Source organism: Neisseria sp. P0017.S009 (genome assembly GCF_051957375.1).
GTDB classification, from domain to species: Bacteria; Pseudomonadota; Gammaproteobacteria; order Burkholderiales; family Neisseriaceae; genus Neisseria; species Neisseria perflava.
The window spans coordinates 359,899-379,370 of the sequence record NZ_JBQCWL010000001.1; the positions used below are offsets into that span (position 1 = coordinate 359,899).

The window sequence follows — 19,472 nt, forward strand, 5'->3', positions numbered from 1 at the left end:
CTTTCAGACGGCATTTTATTTAAACTTAAACATTCAATCCAAAATGACTGTCCAGCGCGGTTTCAATCTGATTTTTTACCGCGTCCAGACTTTGGCTGCTGTCGATGACGGCATAGCGTTCCGGCTGTTCGTTAGCACGTTGCAGATACACTTCGCGCACCCGATTGAAAAACTCGGCTTCTTCTTGTTCAAAGCGGTCTTTCTCACGCGTTTGGTTGATGCGCGCCATCGATACTTCCAAAGGCACATCCAACAGCAAAGTTAAATCTGGACGGAAATCGCCCTGCACCCAATGCTCAAGCGTGGCAATATCTTGCAAGGGAACACCGCGTCCACCGCCTTGATAGGCAAACGTTGCATCGGTAAAGCGGTCGGAAACGACATGCGTGCCGTTTTTCAGGGCAGGCAGAATGACTGTTTCCAAGTGTTGCTGCCTGGCTGCAAACATCAGCAGGGTTTCGGTACGCAGGCCGACTTGGGTGGCAGGGTTGAGCAGGATTTCACGCAATGCTTCTCCGGCCGGAGTACCCCCCGGTTCGCGCGTAAACAATACGGGCAGTTGGTGTTTCTCAAACCATGCTTTCATTACTGCGAGGTTGGTGGACTTGCCTGCGCCGTCTATGCCGTCAAGGGTAATAAATCTAGGTTTCATATGGATATCGTCAATTTAAAGGCCGTCTGAAACTGGGATTATAAATGTTTCAGACGGCCTATTCGGTTTATTTCTTCAAAATATATTTGCGCACGGCAGCGTTGTGTTCAGAAAGATTGTGGCTGAACTCGCTCAAGCCCGTACCATCCATTTTTGAGACGAAATACAGATATTTTTCATCAGACGGATGACCCGCTGCTTCAAGCGCGGCCTTGCCGGGAAGCGCAATCGGCGTCGGCGTCAAACCGCTGCGCGTATAGGTATTGTAAGGCGTATCGCGTTGCAGGTCGGCTTTGCGGATTCTGCCTTTATACGCATCGCCCATGCCATAGATAACGGTCGGGTCGGTTTGCAGGCGCATGCCGATATTCAGGCGGTTGACGAATACTGCGGCCACATGGGCGCGGTCGTCTTCGTGTGCGGTTTCTTTTTCAATCAGACTCGCCATAATCAGCATTTCGTACGGATTTTTATAAGGCAGGCCGCTTTGACGGTCGTCCCATGCTTCTTGCAGGTTTTCCCGCATTTTACGGTAGGCGATTTTGTAAATTTGAAGATCGCTGCCACCAGCATCAATTTCGTAACTATCCGGGAAAAACTGTCCTTCAGGATTGCTGCTCAAGGCATCGGGCGCCACTTCAGCCATTAGTTTTTCATTACTCCAACCGCGCGTATCGTGGGCAATGTCGGCAGTATTGTCGATAATACGGCGCATTTGGGCAAAACGCGCGCCTTCCAAAATTTGCACGCTGACCGAATCAGGACGGCCTTTTTTAATGCGTTTTAAAATGTCCCAAGCCGATACTTTGGCAGACAGGCGGTAAGAGCCGGCATTGAGTTGGTTGTGCACGCCCATCACATATGCGGCAGCTACCAGCACATAACGGTTATAAACAATGCCGTCTTGAGCCAGTTTGCGGCTGACGGAAGAGATACCTTGGTTTTTGGTAATGGTAATACGGTATGGTTTGCCGTTGTCTTTCGGAACAAACAACAATGCGGCAACCACGGCGGCAAATGCCGTCAAAAATACGGCCAGCCATTTCAACAATTTTTTCAACATGGTAGGATTCTTGGTTTGTGAACGTGTCGGGCAACAGTATAACCGAAAACAAGCACATTAAGCCTGCCACCTTCCCCAACGTATGTTTTCCTATCCCGAAAGGCCGTCTGAAACCATGAATTCCCCTTCAAAAAACACTTGGCAAAACGGCCGTTGGCTGAATGCACGCCAAACTCATTCGCCCAATTTCAGCCCGCGCGAACCGGATGAAAACGTCTCATTGGTTGTCCTCCACAATATTTCCCTCCCTCCTTTTGAGTACAACACAGGGGCAGTGGAAAAATTGTTTACCAACCAAATCAACCCTAACGAGCATCCTTTTTTCAGCATCATCCACACCTTGCGCGTCTCCAGCCATTTTTTCATCAGCCGTAAGGGCGAAACCGTCCAATTCGTTTCCTGCGACGACATGGCCTATCATGCCGGCGTATCGTCGTTTCAAGGCAGAGAAAAATGCAATGCCTTTTCCATCGGTATCGAATTGGAAGGCTGCGATTTCGAGCCTTTTACCGAAGCACAATACACCAGCCTACAAGCCTTGCTGACCGCCATTTCCGAGCATTACCCGATTCAGGCCGTTACCGGCCATCAAGACATCGCGCCGGACAGGAAAACCGATCCTGGGCATTTCTTCGATTGGCCACGCCTTCAAAAAGCAGGTTTCCCCATCCGGCGCGGATAACTTTCAGACGGCCTGAAATGATTGGCAGACATAATGCTGTCACAACCGTTTATTTTCGTTATAATTCAGCTATTCATTCGGACGCATAAAGTCCGGCTCCAACGAACTTCCCATGCAGCAAGATTCCGCACCCTGAAAAAGACGGAATGCTGCCTTTTTAAAAAGTGATTACTCCATGATTTTCATCGTCTTAGCCCTCGCCGCTCTTTTGGCGGTCATCGGTTACAACATGTACCAGGAAAACCAATACCGCAAACAAGTGCGCGAACAATTCGGCCATTCCGATAAGGATGCGCTTTTGACCAGCAAAACCAAGCACGTCCGCGACAGCAAAGAAACTGGCGGCCAAGGTTTGTTTATCAAGAAAAACAAAAAAACCGAAGAGGCATTACGCAACCTGCAAGAGCAAGATGAAATCTACGCGGCAAAAGCCAAACTGGCTCATCCTGCCCAACTTAAAACCGATGTCGAATTGACTGTGGAAGACGACTTTTCCGCAGAAGAAAAAATCCAACACACTGTTATCGGCTTAAACAACGAAATTACCATTAGCCCTGCCGAAGCCGCTTCTGCTCCGGTTGAAACCGCTTCCGAACCTGTGGTACAAGTACCATTGATCAGCTTGGACGAATTGTCGCAAGTCGAGTTGCCTTGGTTTGACCCGCGCTTCGACTACATGGCCTACATCTCCCTGAAACAAGCCCAAGAATTGCACGCCCTGCCGCGCCTTTCCGGCACACACCGCTTCCAAATCATCGGTTGCACTATGGACGACCATTTCCGCGTTGCCGAGCCGATTCCGGGCGTTTACTACCAAGGCTTCGTCATAGGCTTGCAAGCTGTCAGCCGCAACGGTTTGGCAGCGCGTGAAGAGCTGCAACACTTCGACCAACAGGTTGATGCTTTTGCCCAACTGATGGACGGCAAAGTTTTGCATACCGACTTGGATGCGTTCACCGAAGTCGCACAAGCTCTCGACCAATTCTGTGCGCGTGTTGACCAAACCATCGCCATTCACTTGGTTTCCCATTCCAACATCAGCGGCGTAGAATTGCGTGCCGCCGTGGAAGAAACCGGTTTCAAACTGGGTGAAGACGGCGCGTTCCACTTCGGCGACAACAACAACCCTCAATTGTTCTCCATCCATACTTTGGACAACAAACCGTTTACCAATCCTCTGTTGGACAACCAAGCCTACCGCGGCTTCAGCATGCTGTTGGATATTCCGCATGTTCCTGCCGGCGAAAAAACTTTCGACAAATTTATGGACTTGGCTGTCAAACTCTCCGGCCAACTCAGCTTAGATTTGGTTAACGACCAAATGGAAGAAGTTTCCACCCAATGGCTCAAAGACGTACGCAACTACGTTTTAGCCCGTCAGGAAGAAATGCTTAAAGTCGGCATCAAACCCGGCAGCAAACAAGCCCTGCGCCTGTTCTCTTAACTTCCCCAATCAAAAAGCGGATATGCAATGACGGCATATCCGCTTTTTTTCAGGTAAAATCCCTTCATCTTCAATATTCATCGATTTTCAGACGGCCTCTCTATCATCAGGCCGTCTGAAAACTCTATTTCGATTGCTCATGAATCCGACCGCACAACGTATCAAATACCTGACCGACCTCCTCAACCGCTACGCCTACGAATATTACACCCTAGACGCGCCCAGCGTACCCGATGCCGAATACGATAAATTGTTCCGCGAGCTCGAAGCATTGGAGTTGAATCACCCTGAGTTGAAACTGCCCGATAGCCCAACCCAGCGCGTCGGTGGCGAGCCTTTGGCAGGCTTTGATGAAGTGCGCCACGAAGTGCCTATGCTGTCACTGACCAACGCCTTTTCGCCACAAGACGAAAACGGCGTGTTTGACCATGCCGAAATGTACGCTTTTGATGAGCGCGTTCGTGGCGGTTTAAATGGAGAAAAACCGGAATACGTTATCGAGCCTAAATTTGACGGTCTGGCCATCAGCCTGCTGTACCGCGACGGCGTATTGACTCAAGCGGCAACCCGTGGCGACGGCACAACAGGCGAAGACGTTACCCAAAACGTCAAAACCGTATCCAACATCCCCCTGCGCCTGTATGGAGAAAACATTCCCGAGCTTATCGAGATACGCGGCGAAGTACTGATGCTCAAAGCCGATTTTGCCGCCTTAAACGCACGACAGGCTGAAAACGGACAAAAACCTTTCGCCAATCCACGCAATGCCGCTGCCGGCAGTCTGCGTCAACTCGATTCGCGCATTACTGCACAGCGCAAACTGCATTTCTTCCCCTATTCCATCGCCCGACAGCAAGGCGGTTTTATCGCAGAAGAACACCTGCAAGAGCTGGGCTACTGTAAAGAGCTTGGCTTCAGCCTGCCCGATGGCAATTTCGGCTGTTTCCCAAATATCAATGAAGTATTAGCGTTTTACGAGCAAATGCAGCAAAAACGCCCTACTTTACCTTATGAAATCGACGGCATGGTGGTCAAAGTCAACAGCTTGGCGCAACAGCGTGAACTCGGCTTCATCTCCCGTGCGCCGCGCTGGGCCATTGCCCACAAATTCCCTGCTGAAGAAGCATTGACCATTGTCGAAGCCATTGATGTACAAATCGGGCGCACCGGCGCAGTAACCCCCGTCGCCCGCCTGCAACCTGTATTCGTCGGCGGCGTTACCGTTACCAACGCCACCCTGCACAATCAGGACGAAGTATCTCGAAAAGACGTACGCGTTGGCGACACAGTTGTCGTACGCCGCGCCGGAGACGTGATTCCCGAGGTAGTGCGCGTGATTTTTGAACGTCGCCCAATGCAGGAGAGCAATATTTCCGTTTCAGACGGCCTGCAAGACGATTTGTTTGCCGAAACACCTTCTGAAACCCGAGCCGAACCGCTTCACAAACCCTACCGCCTGCCTACCCATTGCCCTATCTGTCACAGCGAAATCGAACGCGAAGAAGGTGAAGCGGTTGCCCGATGCAGCGGCGGTATGCTTTGCCAAGCACAACGCGCGCAAGGTTTAATCCACTTCGCCTCACGCAAAGCCATGGACATTGACGGACTTGGTCAAAAACAAATCGAGCAACTGGTAACACAAGATTTGGTTCGTCATTTCGCCGACCTCTACCGCCTCGATATCCCAACCCTGCAAAAAATGAAAGAAACGGCGGACAAAGCATCAGTTAATGAAGAAGAACCATCAAACAGTGAGATTGAAGACTTTGAAAACGAGAGCGGCAATGCCCTGCTTAGCAAAACCAGTAAAAAACAGCCAACTAAATGGGCGGAAAACATCCTCGCAGGTATAGAAGCCAGCAAAACGCCTGAACTTGCGCGCTTCCTTTTTGCCCTCGGCATCCGTCACGTCGGCGAACGCACCGCCAAAACGCTGGCGCAGGCATTCGGCACACTGGGAAACGTCCGCCATGCACCCGAACCCATCCTCGCCTGCCTGCCCGATATCGGTACAGTGGTTGCCCACTCCATCGCCCACTTTTTTGCCCAAGAAGCACAACAGGCGATGATAGACGAGCTGCTGGCTGTAGGTGTTGCCCTGCAAAGCCAGGCTGTCACTATCCCGCCGTTACGCCATGCCGAGCCGCAACGCTGGATTGCCCGCCTGCCTGATTTTAAAATCAGCGAAACCAAAGCGCTGGCCTTGTGGGAACTTGCTGGTCAAAGCATAGAAGGTTTACAAAGCGACAAAGCGTTACCTGCCGATTGGCAAACATGGCGCAGTAAACCGCAAAACGCAGCCCTGCTTGAAAATATGAAAACTTTCTTTGCTCAAACACTGTCTAAGCTTCAAGATGAAACTATTTCAGACGGCATCAATGAGACCATAGCAGGTAAAACCTTTGTATTAACAGGGACTTTACCTACACTCAAACGCGACCAAGCCCAAGCCATGATTGAGGCTGCAGGCGGTAAAGTTTCCGGCAGCGTATCCAAAAAAACCGACTACGTTGTCGCCGGAGAAGCCGCAGGCAGTAAATTGGAAAAAGCCCAAACTTTGGGCGTGGCCGTATTAACCGAAGAAGAATTACTGACGTTGCTGGGATAAGACAGTATCTATGACCAATCCTCCTTTTCAAACCGCCCGATACTTTATCATGTGGTATTATTGTTACATGCGACTACATCTTTACACTTTTTGGGGTATAAACCCACAGTTAAAATAGGATAATAATATGAAACCCATTAAAAAATGCGTCTTTCCCGTTGCCGGTATGGGCACTCGTTTCTTGCCTGCAACCAAAGCCAGCCCCAAAGAAATGCTGCCTATCGTGGACAAACCTCTGATTCAATATGCAGTTGAAGAAGCGGTTGAAGCCGGCTGTACTGAAATGGTGTTCATCACCGGCCGTAACAAACGCAGTATCGAAGACCATTTCGACAAAGCATACGAGTTGGAAACCGAATTGGAATTGCGTCAAAAAGACAAACTGTTGGCGCACGTTCGCGATATCCTGCCTTCCAACATTACCTGCATGTACATCCGTCAAACTGAAGCATTGGGTTTGGGGCATGCCGTATTGTGCGCGCAAGCTGCCGTCGGTAATGAACCTTTTGCCGTTATTTTGGCAGACGATTTGATTGATGCGCCTAAAGGCGCGCTAAAACAAATGGTTGACGTGTATAACCAAAGCGGCAACAGCGTTTTAGGCGTTGAAACCATCGATCCTTCCCAAACAGGCTCTTACGGTATCGTTGAAGTTGAAAAGCTGAAAAGCTATCAACGTGTAGTCAATATTGTTGAAAAACCAAAACCGGAAGAAGCGCCTTCCAATCTTGCTGTTGTCGGCCGCTACATCCTGACTCCGCGTATTTTTGACTTGTTGACCAACCTGCCCCGCGGCGCCGGTAACGAAATCCAACTGACAGACGGTATCGCCCGCCTGCTCGACCATGAGTTTGTGTTGGCTCATGCGTTTGATGGCAAACGCTACGACTGCGGCAGCAAATTGGGTTACCTTGAAGCAACCGTGGCTTATGGTTTGAAACACCATGAAACCGGCGAACAATTCAAAGAATTACTCAAGCAATACGCTTAAGCCCAGCCATTATAAAAAGGCCGTCTGAAATTTCAGACGGCCTTTTTCTACACTTATTTCTTCCAATATGCCGGAGTAAACAAAATTAAAACGGTAAAAATCTCCAAACGTCCCAACAACATCACCGCCGTACACAGCCACTTCTGCACATCGCTCAGCGCGGCATAATTATGCGACGGACCAACTGCGCCCAAACCCGGCCCTGCATTGGTAATACAGGCAATGACTGCCGTGAAGGCGGATAAAAAGTCCAAGCCTGCGGCCATCAGTAAAAAGCTGAATACGATGACCGTCATAAAGTAAATAAAAATGAACGACATAACGGTCAGCGCCATACGATCCGGAATGGAGCGATTGTTGACCTTTACCGTACGAACCGCACGCGGGTGCAGCAAAATCAACATCTCGCGCAAGCTGAATTTAAACAATACCAACGCACGCACGTTTTTAATACCGCCACCCATAGAGCCTGAGCTTGCCAACACGTTAGAGAGGAAAAACATCCACAGCGACACAATCAGCGGCCATTGAGCAAAGTCAGTATTGGAAAAACCGCTGGCCAATCCTATGGACACAAAGTTGAAGCTGACAAAACGCAAAGCTTCGCCAAGGCTTTGGTACACGTCCTGCTGCCACAGATACAATGCCGAAATCAAAATACTGCCCGACAAAACCAGCAGCATGGTGCGGCATTCTTCATCCTTCCAATACACCCGCCAAGAGCGGTTGCCCAGCGCAGTAAAATGGCTGGCAAAATTGATACCGCCCCAGACAGTAAAAAACATCAACGTCCATTCGACTGCCACAGAATCAAAATAGGCAACGCTGTCATCATGTGTCGAAAAACCGCCCAAGGCCACTGCCGACATCGCATGGCACAAGGCATCAAACCAACCCATACCGGCAATATGCAAGGATACAAAAGCCGCAGCAGTTGTCAGCGCATAGGCAAACCATAGCCGTTTGGCCACTTGCGAAATGCGGGGCGCCATCTTACTTTCTTTATCCATACCCGGAATTTCTGCTTTGAAGAGCTGCGTGCCCCCCACGCCCAACATCGGCAAAATCGCCACAGCCAGCACGATAATACCCATACCGCCAAGCCAGTTGAGCATGTGTCGCCAAAAGTTTACAGACGGCGCCAGCGTATCCAAGCCGGAAATCACTGTCGCACCTGTCGTCGTCAGCCCCGACATCGCTTCAAAAAATGCATCGGTAAAACTCATGGACGGCATATAGAAATAAATCGGCATCGCCGCCACGACAGCAAAGGCCAGCCACAGCATCAATACCAGGGTAAATCCATCACGCGGCCGCAATTCACGGTTGAAACGCAAAGTCAGCACCCAAGTTACACACGATACCAGCAATACAGTCAAAGCCGTATAGGCAAACACGAGAAACGCGCTGTCGTGATAAAAATACGACATCAGTGTCGGCACGGCCAACAGTAATGAAAACAACAGTCCCAGCTTGGACAATACATGGACAATCGGCATCACCTTGCTTACCGCACCGCCCAATCTGAAACCCTTATGCAGATACATCATATTCCTATCATCAGAAAACAAAATGTTTCAGACGGCCTCATAAAAAAGGCCGCCTGAAACCGCATATTTTATCAAAATGCCGCAATCCCGTGATAAAGAAAAACAAAAAACACTTGCCTGCTCTTTTTCTAGGAGTATAATGTTATACCATAACATTTACTGGAGAAAAAAATGAAATCCGATATCCACCCGGACAACTATCGTACCGTCCTGTTTTACGACAGCGGCGCAGACCAAGGATGGCTTATCCGTTCATGCGCCAATACCCACGGCAAAACCATGGTTTGGAAAGACGGCATAGAGTATCCCCTCTTTTCGCTTGATACCTCTTCCGCTTCCCACCCCGTGTACACAGGCAAACAACGCAATGTCAATATCGAAGGCCGCGCCAGCAAGTTCAACCAACGTTACCAATCCATGATGTCTTCCTTCAGAAAGGATAAATAATGCAAGTCCTCTCCTCCCTGAAAACTGCAAAAAAACGACACCGCGACTGTCAAATTGTCCGCCGAAAAGGCAAAGTGTACGTTATTTGCAAGAGCAACCCCCGCTTTAAAGCACGCCAGCGTTAAGTGGCCCAACCCATATTTCAATGTAACTCTCTGAATTTTCCGCACTTTCGTTTACCTCTAGCGCAAGTGCGGTTTTTTTTCAAACGGCATTAATCATTCATATCAAAACTACAAAAAATCCTGCCATACTCCCGGAAACAGGAAGAAAAAGTAAATAATGGTTATCCCTATTGTGAAGCCATAAAGATATTTATAACATGCCGCTACATTCTTCCTTCAACACTGACCATAGGAGTCAAAAATGAAAGTAAAAGCCCTGCTTGCAATTGCCGCCGCCATGAGCCTCGCTGCCTGTGCCGCACCCGAAGCCCATCAACATGACCATGGTCACCGTCACGAGCACAATCATGACCACGGCCGTACACACGATCATGATGCCCGTGTTCAATCATTCAGCTGCGAAAATGGCCTGTCTGTACAAATCCGCAACCTGAGCACCGATCAAGTTGAATTACGCCTTGACGACAAAGTTGCCACCCTGTCTTCTGCCGTTGCAGGTTCAGGCGAACGCTATGTTGCCAACCAAGGCTTGTTCGGTAAAGGCGCCGAATGGCATCAAAAAGGCAGCGAAGCATTCTTCGGCTTCACTGACCCATACGGCAACAAAGTAGAAACTTCTTGCTCTGCCCGCTAATTTCTACTTAGCAATAGAATAGCTGAAGGCCGTCTGAAAACTTGTTTCAGATGGCCTTTCATATTGGATAAAACGAAATTTCCGTTTAAGGATAAAATGCAAATATGAGGCTATTTGAAGGTTCAAAATACGTCCATACTCCACGGATAAGTAAGACCCTTTAAAAGGTATCTTCTCCGACAATGCATTATTTCAAAATCATTAAATATATATCTACCTTAATTTAAAACTTTTTCCAAGATTTCTTTAAGGTTTTCATCATCTTCATCCAAAATTAATTTTTCTGAAATATTATGAAGACAATGTTCCAAATCAATGGCTAAGGCTACTTGGTTTTGATAGGATAATTTTGGATAGAGTTCAAGTAAAACCCAATAAATGCATATACTATCATTTGAGTAAAAAATATTTGAAACGAATGGAAGTAATGTGTCTTGTCGTTCTACAAAGATTTCGACAATTTCACTAAAAACAGGAAAGTTCGCATCTCCCAACCATCCTGAGAGCCACTCCCCCATCTCAATTAATTCCTCATCGTTGCAGTCCTTAATTTTTTTGCAAGCATTGATGTCAAACTTATCTTTAGGGCGCATATAATATCTCATTGTTTTATTAAAGACTTACGAATCCAAAATTGTAATAATTGATCTCAATTCTAGATAAATGATTATTCGTAATTCCTATATCCTCAACAAATTTTCTCTGAAGTAAGAGTCATTTTTTGCAATTAAACTTCTACCCCACAATAACTTGAAACCCTATCCTGCATTTTACCTAAATCACAAATCCCAATTACCCTTCAAAATCTATTCGCTATACGAAACAGATTCAATAAACAAAGGCCGTCTGAAAACCTATTTTCAAAGTTTTCAGACGGCCTTTATCTTAGACCAAACAATTAAGCGTAATGTCTGTCTTCGCCTTTACCGTCAACGTTGTCGGCACAACGTTTACAGATAGTTTCATGGCCTGCAACTGCGCCCACATCGTGGGTGTAGTGCCAGCAGCGTTCGCATTTTTCACCATCGCTGGCTTTAGCGGTTACGGCAAGTTCATCACCTACTTTCACTTCAGCTTTAGACACCAGCAAAGCAAAACGCAATTCTTCGCCCAAAGTGTTCAGATAATCGGCAATTTCTTCCGGAGCCGTAATTTCGGTTTCGGCTTGCAATGAAGAACCGACGGTTTTATCCGTACGCAGAGGCTCGATGGCGGCAGTTACCGCTTCGCGTGCTTCGCGGATTGCCGTCCATTTTTTCACCAATTCGGCTTCGGCTTTTTCATTGATAGACGGGAACTCATGCCATGTGTGGAAGAGGACGCTGTCTTCTTCGCCGCCACCGATGATGTCCCATGCTTCCTCGCCGGTGAAGCACAAAATCGGAGCAATCAGCAGAACCAAACTGCGTGTGATGTGATACAGGGCTGTTTGCGCACTGCGGCGTGCATGGCTGTCGGCTTTGGTGGTGTAGAGGCGGTCTTTCAGGATATCGAGGTAGAACGCGCCCAAGTCTTCCGAGCAGAAAGAAACAATGTCTTTTACGGCAAAGTGAAAGGCATAACGCGGATAGTAGTCGCCTGCCAGACGCTCTTGTAGCTGACGCGCCAATACCACGGCGTAGCGGTCGATTTCCACCATATCTGCCTGTTGCACGGCATCTTCAATAGGATTGAAGTCGCTGAGGTTGGCAAACAGGAAGCTCAAAGTGTTGCGGATACGACGGTAGCTTTCAGTAACGCGTTTGAGGATTTCTTTGGAAATCGCCAATTCACCGCTGTAATCGGTAGATGCCGCCCACAGACGCAGGATGTCCGCACCGAATTCATTGTAAACTTCTTGCGGTGCGACGACGTTGCCGATGGATTTCGACATTTTACGGCCATTTTGGTCAACCACGAAACCATGGGTCAGCAGCTGTTTGTATGGTGCACGACCCATGGATGAGGCGCAACCGGTCAACATAGAGGATTGGAACCAGCCGCGGTGTTGGTCGCTGCCTTCGAGGTAGAGGTCGGCAGGCCAGTCTAATTCTTCGCGCTGTTTCAAGACGGAATAATGGGTCGAGCCTGAGTCGAACCATACGTCCATGGTATCGGAAAGTTTGTCGTAATTTTCGCAATCTTCCGCGCTCAAGAGTTCGCTCTTATCAAGAGAGAACCATGCTTCGATGCCTTTTTCTTCGATGCGTTGTGCTACTTTCTCCAAAAGCTCAGCAGAGTTCGGATGCAGCTCACCGGTTTCTTTGTGAACAAAGAAGGTCATCGGCGTGCCCCAGTAGCGTTGGCGCGAAACCACCCAGTCAGGACGACCTTCAATCATGGCTTCCAAACGCGCACGACCCCATGACGGGAAGAATTCAGTGTCATCAACGGCTTTGATGGCTTTGTCGCGCAGGGTTTTACCGTCAGCACCTGCTTTGTCCATACCGACAAACCATTGGCCGGTCGCACGGTAAATCAACGGCGTTTTGTGGCGCCAGCAGTGGGCGTAGCTGTGTTCGATTTTACTGCTTGCCAAAAGGTTGCCGGTTTCTCCCAGCCATTGCAGGATGACGGGATTGGCTTCCCAAACGCTCATACCAGCGACACGAGGTGTTTCGCTGATGTATTTGCCTTCGGCGTTGACAGGGTTGTAAAGCTCGATACCGTATTTATTGCAGACAGCGTAGTCTTCCAGACCATGCGCAGGCGCAGTGTGCACCAAGCCGGTACCGGCGTCGGTGGTAACGTGTTCGCCGTTGAGCATGAGGATATCGCGTTCGAGGAACGGATGGTTCATGTGCAGGTTTTCCAGCTTGTCGCCGGTGGTTTCTGCCAATACTTTCAGGTCGTCTGAAGCGAAGCCGTAGCGTTTGAGCGCATCTTCTGCCAAATCTTTGGCCAACACCAATTTGCCTTTAGGCGTATCAATCAATTGATACACCACGTCTGCGCCAGCTGAAACAGCTTGGCTCGCAGGCAAAGTCCAAGGCGTGGTTGTCCAGATAACGGCAAACGCTTTGCCTTCGATGTCGGACAAACCGAATGCGGCGGCAAGCGCGGCATTGTCTTTAAACGGATAGGCAACGTCAATCGCAGGCGATACTTTGTCTTTGTATTCCACTTCTGCTTCCGCCAGTGAAGAGCCGCAGTCCAAGCAGAACTGAACCGGTTTCGCGCCGCGGTAGAGATAGCCGGATTTGTAGATTTCGCCGAGCATACGCACGGTATCGGCTTCGGTTTTGAAATCCATGGTCAGGTAAGGATTGTCCCAATCGCCCAACACACCCAAGCGGATAAAGTCTTTTTTCTGACGGGCAATCTGTTCGGCGGCGTATTCGCGGCACAATTCGCGGAAACGGGCTTTGGGCATGTCTTTGCCGTGCAGCTTCTCTACCATCACTTCGATGGGCAGGCCGTGGCAGTCCCAGCCCGGCACATAAGGCGCATCAAAACCGGCTTGGGTTTTGCTGCGGATAATAATGTCTTTGAGAATTTTATTGACGGCATGACCGATGTGGATGTCGCCGTTGGCATACGGAGGACCGTCGTGCAGAATAAATTTCGGACGGCCTTTGGCGATTTCACGCAGTTTTTGGTAGCGTTTTTGCTCGTACCAGCTTTTCAGCCATGCAGGCTCGCGCTTGGCAAGATTGCCGCGCATTGGAAACGGGCTCTCGAGCAGGTTTACGGTTTTACTGTAATCGGTCATTTTCTAATCTCTATTGTTGCGGTATTTCGGTTTCAGACGGCCTGATTGCTCATTTTAAAAAGAACAGGCCGTCTGAAAGAATTCAAAGGACTTATTGTAGCCCAATTGTCTTGATTTTATAAGCGTATAGAAGCGTTTCTATGGTTTCCAAACCTTTGCATCTTCCATATCTTGCAAAATTTGGGTTTTCAATGCTTCGATACTTTCAAATTTTTTCTCGTCACGCAGTTTGTGCAGGAAGCGGACGAAGATGCGCTGGCCGTACAAATCGCCGTTGAAATCGAACAGGTGGACTTCCAACTTTTGCGAACGGTTGTTGCTGACAGTGGGGTTAAAACCAAAGCTGGCCACGCCCCGGCGCGTACCGAATGCGCCGTCAGCTTCGACGACAAATACGCCGCTTAGCGCATAATGATACGGGGGAAGCTGGACGTTGGCGGTAGGCGAGTTGATGGTGCGGCCGAGTTTTTGCCCGTGCTTGACCTTGCCGCTTAACACGTAATCGTGCCCCAACAGTTTTTTGGCGTATTCCAACTTGCCGTCTGAAAGGGCTTGGCGGACGGCGGTACTGCTGGTGCGGATGTCTTCAACGATAACGGACGGTGTGCACTCGGTTTGCATATCAGGCTGTTGTGCCAAAAGTTCGAAACAGCCTTCCCGACCCGCACCGAAACGGAAATCATCGCCAATCAGCAGATAACGCGTATTGAGCGTTTTTCGCAAAAGCCGGTCGATAAACGTTTGTGCGCTCATCTCGGAGAAAGTTTGGTTAAAGCGCAAAACCCAAATGGCATCCACACAGCCGGTTTCACGCAAAAGGCGCAATTTAGTACGCAGCGGACTGATGCGGTAAGGCAGCTTTTTCCCGGCTTTACGCGCAAAAAACTCTTTGGGCTGAGGCTCAAAAATAACAACGACAACAGGCAGACCGCGCCGGTCTGCCTCTCGTTTGAGTTTTTGCAGGATATGTTTGTGCCCGAGGTGTACGCCGTCGAAGTTGCCAATGGTTACGGCGGCTCCTTGCGGAAATTGGGGCGGATGTCGCTGTCCAAGCCAGATGTTCATGGGTAGTTGGTAGTGTGTTTGAATAGGCGGCTATTGTAAACGTTATTGCCGTTTCAATAAACCTTAGGCCGCCTGAAACCAATAAATATATGCTTTCTGACGGCCCTAAGGTTTGTTAATACCTTACCACCACCAAGGATAACGGCCAAACGGATAACCCCAATCGTCGTAATAGCGATAGTAGCGGGCTTCGCGCAGCTGTTCTTGGGAAATATAGTTTTGCCATGCCATTTTGTAGCAGGCTTGGAACATCGGGTCGGAAACTTTGTCGATATATTTGAGGCGGAAGGCTTTTTGTTCCGCAGTTGCCACACCTGGTTTGCCTTCTTCGTCAAATTTGCGGCGGATCAGTGCGGCTGTTTCCTGATCGCATTGGGCGGCAAGATTGACTTGAAGATCCTGCTCATAGCGTTTCTGCGCTTGGGCGCGTGCGGCTTTTTGCTCGGGCGTGGTGGCGCAGGCGGCCAGCAATGCAACGGCGCCAAACAATAAGGTCAGACGGATAGGATTCATCGGATGTTTCCTTATGTTTATATCTTTCTATTAATGTACGCCCTCATTGTGTAATGGGCAAGTGTGGCAACTTGGGAACACTTTAGATTATTTGTTCTTATCGGCAGACAGTTGCATATAAAATACACCCTGTATGAATGTTTAACTCCAAACCCACTCGATGAACGCTGACAAACCGCCCCACTCCTACCGATTGCGCCACCACAGGCAACACACGCCGCCGTTTTGGCAGGCGGACCGCCCTTATCTGCACGAGCACAATATTTCCGATGCCCGTTTCAGACGGCTGGGCTATATCATGGCCTTTCTTGCCGGTGCGATTAATGCGGGGGGATTTTTTGCTTTTGCGCGCTATATTTCCCACGTAACCGGCTCCATGTCTCTTTTGGCTGATGTGCTGTATCTCCAAGACTGGTGGTCTGCCGCGGTGACTTTCATCAGCGTGTTGTGTTTTGTTGCCGGTGCCGCGCATTCGGGTTGGGTAATTTTATGGACGCAGCAGATGCGTTTCCGTGGCAGCTTTGGGTTTTCCATGTGGCTGGAAGCAGTTTATCTGTTGATATTCGGCTGGTTCGGTATTGCTGCGATGGAGTGGGATTTTGGCGGCTCTGATTTTATTATGCCGTCTTTAGCATTGTTTTTATTATGTTTTATTATGGGTATGCACAATACGGTTATCACGCTTCTTTCCGGCGGCGCCATCCGTTCCACCCACATGACCGGCACGGCGACCGACTTGGGCATTGAAATCTCACGCGCGCTTTATTACTCCAAACAGCATCATCCGCGCCTACCGCACGTCCGAGTTAACAAACCGAAAATGTGGCTTTTAAGCGGATTGATGCTGTCGTTTTTACTGGGCGGCGTGGTTGGCGCATGGGGTTATCATCTGGTCGGCCATCATTTCGCCCTGCCCGTTTCCGCCGTTTTGCTCATACTGGGTGCAGGTTCAGTGGGATACGATGTCAAGGTCAGATTGAAATGGGCATTCGTCAACTGGTATCGCCGCAAGCAGAAAAAACGGAAGAAACTGTAAAAAACTTTGCTTGTTATTTCGCGACAAAACGGCCAAACTGTCGGAGAAATGCAGAAATGCTTCAGAATTATGTTAACTGGCAAATATTTTCGTAATATCGGGTTAAACCCATTCTTTTGCGTTTCGGATATTGAGTATCATAAATCCGTAATGATCCACGCGGTTTTTATTCATTTTTTCAGACGGCCCGGGCCGTCATCTAATAAAGAGGATACGACATGAAATTCTTGAAACCCCTGACCGTTATTGCCACTGCAATTCCTTTGGCGCTCACCGGCTGTGTAACTGATCCTGTTACCGGCCAACAATCCGCCAGCAAAACCGCTATGTACGGTTTGGGCGGTGCGGCTGTTTGCGGCATCGTTGGTGCACTGACCCACGGCGGTAAAGGCGCGCGTAACTCCGCATTGGCTTGCGGTGCAGTAGGTGCGGGTATCGGCGGTTACATGGACTACCAAGAGAAAAAACTGCGTCAAAGCCTGGCCAACACCAACATCGAAGTTGAACGTCAAGGCAACCAAATCAAACTGGTTATGCCTGAAAACGTAACCTTCGCTACCGGCAGCGCCGCCCTGAGCGGCCATGCTCAAAGCGCCCTATCTGCCGCTGCGCAAACTTTGGTTCAATATCCTGACACCACTTTGACCATCAACGGCCACACCGACAACACCGGTAACGACGCCATCAACGAGCCATTGTCTCGCAACCGCGCCGAATCTGTTGCCACTTTCCTGCAATCCCGTGGCGTAAGCAGCACCCGTTTGAGCACTTTCGGTTACGGCTCCCGTCAACCAATCGCCTCCAACGCTACTGTTGAAGGCCGCGCACAAAACCGCCGCGTTGAAATCTTGATCAACCCTGACCAACGCGCCATTGATGCCGCTAAAAAACAAATGTAATCCGACATCTGTCCGATTCCCATACTTAAGGCCGTCTGAAATTTCAGACGGCCTTTTTCTTTGTAGATTTTGTTTGCAATTTCGCCTCCTCAATCCAACCCATCATAAAATTTATTCCTTTATTAACAAGACTTTTCAATTTTTTCTTTAAAAAAACTGTATTAATACTCTAATTTTTACACTAACTTAGAGTATAATTCCTAAAATTTTAAAAACACGCCTCATGCCGTCTGAAAAACGGCGGCGAAAAACACACTTATTTATATACACATCAGCCCGTTATCCAATCCATTTCATAGGATTTCAGACGGCACTATCCAGAATCTATGAAGGAGCATCCATGCAAAACAACTTTGACCCATTGATTATCCGTGGCAAATCACTGATCCCCGTCGTACAAGGCGGTATGGGTGTAGGCGTTTCCGCATCAAAACTCTCTAGCGCGGTTGCGCGCGAAAACGGCGTAGGTACCATCGCCAGCGTCGATTTGCGCCACTTGCACGAAGATTTGCTGGCTGAATCAAAAATCGATTCCAGCGAAGAAAAATACACCCGCCTCAACTGCATCGCGCTTGACCGTGAAATCAAAAAAGCCAAAGCCGATTCAGAAGGCAAAGGCATGATCGCCGTCAACGTCATGAAAGCCGTCAAAGACCATGCCGCCTACGTCCGTCAGGCCTGCGAATCCGGTGCAGACGCGATTGTAATGGGCGCAGGTTTACCTTTGGACTTGCCGGAAATGGCCGAGGGCTATCACAAAGATGTCGCCCTTTTCCCTATTTTGTCCGAATCACGCGGTATCAACATCGTTTTGAAACGTTGGATGAAAAAAGGCATCTTGCCCGATGCCATCGTTATCGAACACCCAGCCCACGCAGCCGGCCACTTGGGTGCGGCAACCGTTGACGGCGTGAACGATGCCAAATTCGAGTTCAAACGCGTTATTGAAGAAACGTTTGAAGTATTCAAAAACTTGGGCTTGGAAAGCGAAAAAATCCCGTTGGTACTCGCCGGCGGCATGGCAAACTTTGAAAAAGTCAAAACAGCCTTGAAAAACTGGGGCGCGTCCGCCGTTCAAATCGGTACCGCGTTTGCCGTGACCGAAGAAGGCGATGCCCACATCAACTTCAAGAAAACGCTGGCCGGTGCGGAAACCGAAAAAGTGGTTGAATTCATGTCTGTTGCCGGTTTGCCTGCACGCGGCGTGCGCACCAAATTCCTCGACAACTACATCAAACGCGAGGCCAAATTGCAAGCCAACGCCAAAAACGATCCGCGCCGTTGCACCCAAGGCCTGAACTGCCTGACCAGCTGCGGCTTGCGCGACGGTTTGGCCAAAGCCGGTCAATTCTGTATCGACATCCAACTTTCCGCCGCATTCCGCGGCGAGGTCGATAAAGGCCTGTTTTTCCGCGGCAAAGACCCATTGCCGTTTGGCAACGCCATCCGTACGGTTCAAGAAACCATTCATTATCTTTTGAACGGTTCCCTGCCCGTCGTCCCTGCCAAATAAACGCATCAATTTGTTTTGTGGATGTGCAGGCTGCTTTTCGTTTCTCAGGAACTCCGTTTTAACTTCGTTGAAGCTGCGCTTTCAGGTAGCCTTTTTAGGTTTCAGGCAGCCTGCATCACTCCGCCGCCGCAAACACCTCCTTCGCTACAAACACCGCATTCAGCACCTTCGGAAAACCCAAATACGGGATACATTGGATAAACGCCTCCACAATTTCATCGCGCGTCAGCCCCACGTTCAGCGAAGCGTGGATATGCACGCGCAACTGGTTTTCACAGCCGCCCTGCGCCGCCAGAGCCGCCAGCGTTACCAGCTCGCGCTGCCGCACATCAAGCTGCGGGCGCTGGTAAATCTCGCCAAACGCGAAACCAATGATGTATTTGCCCAAATCGGGCGAAATATCCGCCAACGCCTGCCTCACCTTGTCGCCCTGCTCGCCGTCGATTTCGTTCAGCTTCGCTAAGCCGCGTGCCATTAAATCCTGATGATTCAACATTTTTCGTCTCCATACTCAAATTTGCAAAATTGCACGGACAGGTTAAACTATCAAGCGCACTTT

18 protein-coding genes are annotated in these 19,472 nt (G+C 49.3%); 10 read left to right on the top strand and 8 right to left on the bottom strand.

Features of this window, described 5'->3' with window-relative positions; all coding sequences use genetic code 11:
- Nucleotides 1-25 precede the first annotated feature (25 nt).
- Both tmk and mltG read right to left on the bottom strand, forming a co-directional pair.
- On the bottom strand, nucleotides 26-652 hold the full coding sequence (gene tmk, locus ACTHTG_RS01845) for a dTMP kinase (protein ID WP_004520117.1): 627 nt from the start codon (nucleotides 650-652) through the stop codon (nucleotides 26-28).
- Between the two features lie 67 nt (nucleotides 653-719).
- Nucleotides 720-1,715, bottom strand: coding sequence for an endolytic transglycosylase MltG (gene mltG / locus ACTHTG_RS01850; RefSeq protein WP_004520116.1), 996 nt, complete (start codon nucleotides 1,713-1,715; stop codon nucleotides 720-722).
- A 115-nt stretch (nucleotides 1,716-1,830) separates the two neighbouring features.
- Between mltG and ampD the strand changes: the two genes are divergently transcribed.
- The 4 genes from ampD (at nucleotide 1,831) to galU (ending at nucleotide 7,440) form a co-directional block, all read left to right on the top strand.
- Nucleotides 1,831-2,397, top strand: coding sequence for a 1,6-anhydro-N-acetylmuramyl-L-alanine amidase AmpD (gene ampD / locus ACTHTG_RS01855; protein WP_039862241.1), 567 nt, complete (start codon nucleotides 1,831-1,833; stop codon nucleotides 2,395-2,397).
- A gap of 175 nt (nucleotides 2,398-2,572) precedes the next feature.
- Nucleotides 2,573-3,841, top strand: coding sequence for a cell division protein ZipA C-terminal FtsZ-binding domain-containing protein (locus tag ACTHTG_RS01860; RefSeq protein WP_004520113.1), 1,269 nt, complete (start codon nucleotides 2,573-2,575; stop codon nucleotides 3,839-3,841).
- 139 nt (nucleotides 3,842-3,980) lie between these two features.
- Nucleotides 3,981-6,449, top strand: a complete 2,469-nt coding sequence (ligA, locus tag ACTHTG_RS01865; protein WP_004520112.1) for an NAD-dependent DNA ligase LigA — start codon at nucleotides 3,981-3,983, stop codon at nucleotides 6,447-6,449.
- Nucleotides 6,450-6,576: 127 nt separating this feature from the next.
- Entirely contained in the window at nucleotides 6,577-7,440 is an 864-nt protein-coding gene (gene galU, locus ACTHTG_RS01870; protein ID WP_004520111.1) for a UTP--glucose-1-phosphate uridylyltransferase GalU, read from the top strand.
- 53 nt (nucleotides 7,441-7,493) lie between these two features.
- Here the strand turns inward: galU and ACTHTG_RS01875 are convergent, their stop codons facing one another.
- On the bottom strand, nucleotides 7,494-8,990 hold the full coding sequence (locus tag ACTHTG_RS01875) for a TrkH family potassium uptake protein (protein ID WP_004520109.1): 1,497 nt from the start codon (nucleotides 8,988-8,990) through the stop codon (nucleotides 7,494-7,496).
- A 171-nt stretch (nucleotides 8,991-9,161) separates the two neighbouring features.
- Between ACTHTG_RS01875 and ACTHTG_RS01880 the strand changes: the two genes are divergently transcribed.
- From ACTHTG_RS01880 to ACTHTG_RS01890, 3 genes are all read left to right on the top strand, one after another.
- The gene (locus ACTHTG_RS01880; RefSeq protein WP_004520108.1) at nucleotides 9,162-9,437 is read left to right on the top strand and encodes a type B 50S ribosomal protein L31; all 276 of its coding nucleotides are present in this window, start codon (nucleotides 9,162-9,164) and stop codon (nucleotides 9,435-9,437) included.
- Nucleotides 9,437-9,562, top strand: coding sequence for a type B 50S ribosomal protein L36 (gene ykgO, locus ACTHTG_RS01885; protein WP_003685279.1), 126 nt, complete (start codon nucleotides 9,437-9,439; stop codon nucleotides 9,560-9,562). Before ACTHTG_RS01880 ends, ykgO begins: the two co-directional genes overlap by 1 nt.
- Nucleotides 9,563-9,803: 241 nt before the next feature.
- Nucleotides 9,804-10,196, top strand: coding sequence for an MliC family protein (locus ACTHTG_RS01890; RefSeq protein WP_004520107.1), 393 nt, complete (start codon nucleotides 9,804-9,806; stop codon nucleotides 10,194-10,196).
- Nucleotides 10,197-10,414: 218 nt separating this feature from the next.
- Here ACTHTG_RS01890 and ACTHTG_RS01895 read toward each other — a convergent pair whose 3' ends face one another.
- From ACTHTG_RS01895 to ACTHTG_RS01910, 4 genes are all read right to left on the bottom strand, one after another.
- Entirely contained in the window at nucleotides 10,415-10,789 is a 375-nt protein-coding gene (locus ACTHTG_RS01895) for a DUF5071 domain-containing protein (protein ID WP_440360504.1), read from the bottom strand.
- 305 nt (nucleotides 10,790-11,094) lie between these two features.
- Nucleotides 11,095-13,887, bottom strand: a complete 2,793-nt coding sequence (gene ileS / locus ACTHTG_RS01900; protein WP_440360505.1) for an isoleucine--tRNA ligase — start codon at nucleotides 13,885-13,887, stop codon at nucleotides 11,095-11,097.
- A gap of 138 nt (nucleotides 13,888-14,025) precedes the next feature.
- Nucleotides 14,026-14,952 (bottom strand): bifunctional riboflavin kinase/FAD synthetase, encoded by a 927-nt coding sequence (gene ribF, locus ACTHTG_RS01905; protein ID WP_004520102.1) that lies wholly within the window; start codon nucleotides 14,950-14,952, stop codon nucleotides 14,026-14,028.
- A 123-nt stretch (nucleotides 14,953-15,075) separates the two neighbouring features.
- Nucleotides 15,076-15,465: a hypothetical protein gene (locus tag ACTHTG_RS01910; protein ID WP_004520101.1), complete on the bottom strand. Its 390-nt coding sequence runs from the start codon at nucleotides 15,463-15,465 to the stop codon at nucleotides 15,076-15,078.
- A 160-nt stretch (nucleotides 15,466-15,625) separates the two neighbouring features.
- On the opposite strand from ACTHTG_RS01910, the gene ACTHTG_RS01915 reads away from it, so the two are divergent.
- The 3 genes from ACTHTG_RS01915 to ACTHTG_RS01925 all read left to right on the top strand — a co-directional run bounded on the left by ACTHTG_RS01915 (nucleotide 15,626) and on the right by ACTHTG_RS01925 (nucleotide 18,913).
- Nucleotides 15,626-16,501, top strand: a complete 876-nt coding sequence (locus ACTHTG_RS01915) for a YoaK family protein (RefSeq protein ID WP_003747306.1) — start codon at nucleotides 15,626-15,628, stop codon at nucleotides 16,499-16,501.
- A gap of 218 nt (nucleotides 16,502-16,719) precedes the next feature.
- Entirely contained in the window at nucleotides 16,720-17,400 is a 681-nt protein-coding gene (locus tag ACTHTG_RS01920; protein ID WP_004520099.1) for an OmpA family protein, read from the top strand.
- Nucleotides 17,401-17,740: 340 nt separating this feature from the next.
- Entirely contained in the window at nucleotides 17,741-18,913 is a 1,173-nt protein-coding gene (locus tag ACTHTG_RS01925) for an NAD(P)H-dependent flavin oxidoreductase (RefSeq protein WP_004520097.1), read from the top strand.
- 115 nt (nucleotides 18,914-19,028) lie between these two features.
- Here ACTHTG_RS01925 and ACTHTG_RS01930 read toward each other — a convergent pair whose 3' ends face one another.
- Entirely contained in the window at nucleotides 19,029-19,409 is a 381-nt protein-coding gene (locus tag ACTHTG_RS01930; RefSeq protein WP_004520096.1) for a carboxymuconolactone decarboxylase family protein, read from the bottom strand.
- Between the last annotated feature and the right edge of the window lie 63 nt (nucleotides 19,410-19,472).

Excerpts from the sequence above, each read along its gene's own strand:
- tmk (WP_004520117.1), bottom strand. The coding sequence starts at position 652 with ATGAAACCTAGATTTATTACCCTTGACGGCATAGACGGCGCAGGCAAG.
- mltG (WP_004520116.1), bottom strand. The coding sequence starts at position 1,715 with ATGTTGAAAAAATTGTTGAAATGGCTGGCCGTATTTTTGACGGCATTT.
- ampD (WP_039862241.1), top strand. The coding sequence starts at position 1,831 with ATGAATTCCCCTTCAAAAAACACTTGGCAAAACGGCCGTTGGCTGAAT.
- ACTHTG_RS01860 (WP_004520113.1), top strand. The coding sequence starts at position 2,573 with ATGATTTTCATCGTCTTAGCCCTCGCCGCTCTTTTGGCGGTCATCGGT.
- ligA (WP_004520112.1), top strand. The coding sequence starts at position 3,981 with ATGAATCCGACCGCACAACGTATCAAATACCTGACCGACCTCCTCAAC.
- galU (WP_004520111.1), top strand. The coding sequence starts at position 6,577 with ATGAAACCCATTAAAAAATGCGTCTTTCCCGTTGCCGGTATGGGCACT.
- ACTHTG_RS01875 (WP_004520109.1), bottom strand. The coding sequence starts at position 8,990 with ATGATGTATCTGCATAAGGGTTTCAGATTGGGCGGTGCGGTAAGCAAG.
- ACTHTG_RS01880 (WP_004520108.1), top strand. The coding sequence starts at position 9,162 with ATGAAATCCGATATCCACCCGGACAACTATCGTACCGTCCTGTTTTAC.
- ykgO (WP_003685279.1), top strand. The coding sequence starts at position 9,437 with ATGCAAGTCCTCTCCTCCCTGAAAACTGCAAAAAAACGACACCGCGAC.
- ACTHTG_RS01890 (WP_004520107.1), top strand. The coding sequence starts at position 9,804 with ATGAAAGTAAAAGCCCTGCTTGCAATTGCCGCCGCCATGAGCCTCGCT.
- ACTHTG_RS01895 (WP_440360504.1), bottom strand. The coding sequence starts at position 10,789 with ATGCGCCCTAAAGATAAGTTTGACATCAATGCTTGCAAAAAAATTAAG.
- ileS (WP_440360505.1), bottom strand. The coding sequence starts at position 13,887 with ATGACCGATTACAGTAAAACCGTAAACCTGCTCGAGAGCCCGTTTCCA.
- ribF (WP_004520102.1), bottom strand. The coding sequence starts at position 14,952 with ATGAACATCTGGCTTGGACAGCGACATCCGCCCCAATTTCCGCAAGGA.
- ACTHTG_RS01910 (WP_004520101.1), bottom strand. The coding sequence starts at position 15,465 with ATGAATCCTATCCGTCTGACCTTATTGTTTGGCGCCGTTGCATTGCTG.
- ACTHTG_RS01915 (WP_003747306.1), top strand. The coding sequence starts at position 15,626 with ATGAACGCTGACAAACCGCCCCACTCCTACCGATTGCGCCACCACAGG.
- ACTHTG_RS01920 (WP_004520099.1), top strand. The coding sequence starts at position 16,720 with ATGAAATTCTTGAAACCCCTGACCGTTATTGCCACTGCAATTCCTTTG.
- ACTHTG_RS01925 (WP_004520097.1), top strand. The coding sequence starts at position 17,741 with ATGCAAAACAACTTTGACCCATTGATTATCCGTGGCAAATCACTGATC.
- ACTHTG_RS01930 (WP_004520096.1), bottom strand. The coding sequence starts at position 19,409 with ATGTTGAATCATCAGGATTTAATGGCACGCGGCTTAGCGAAGCTGAAC.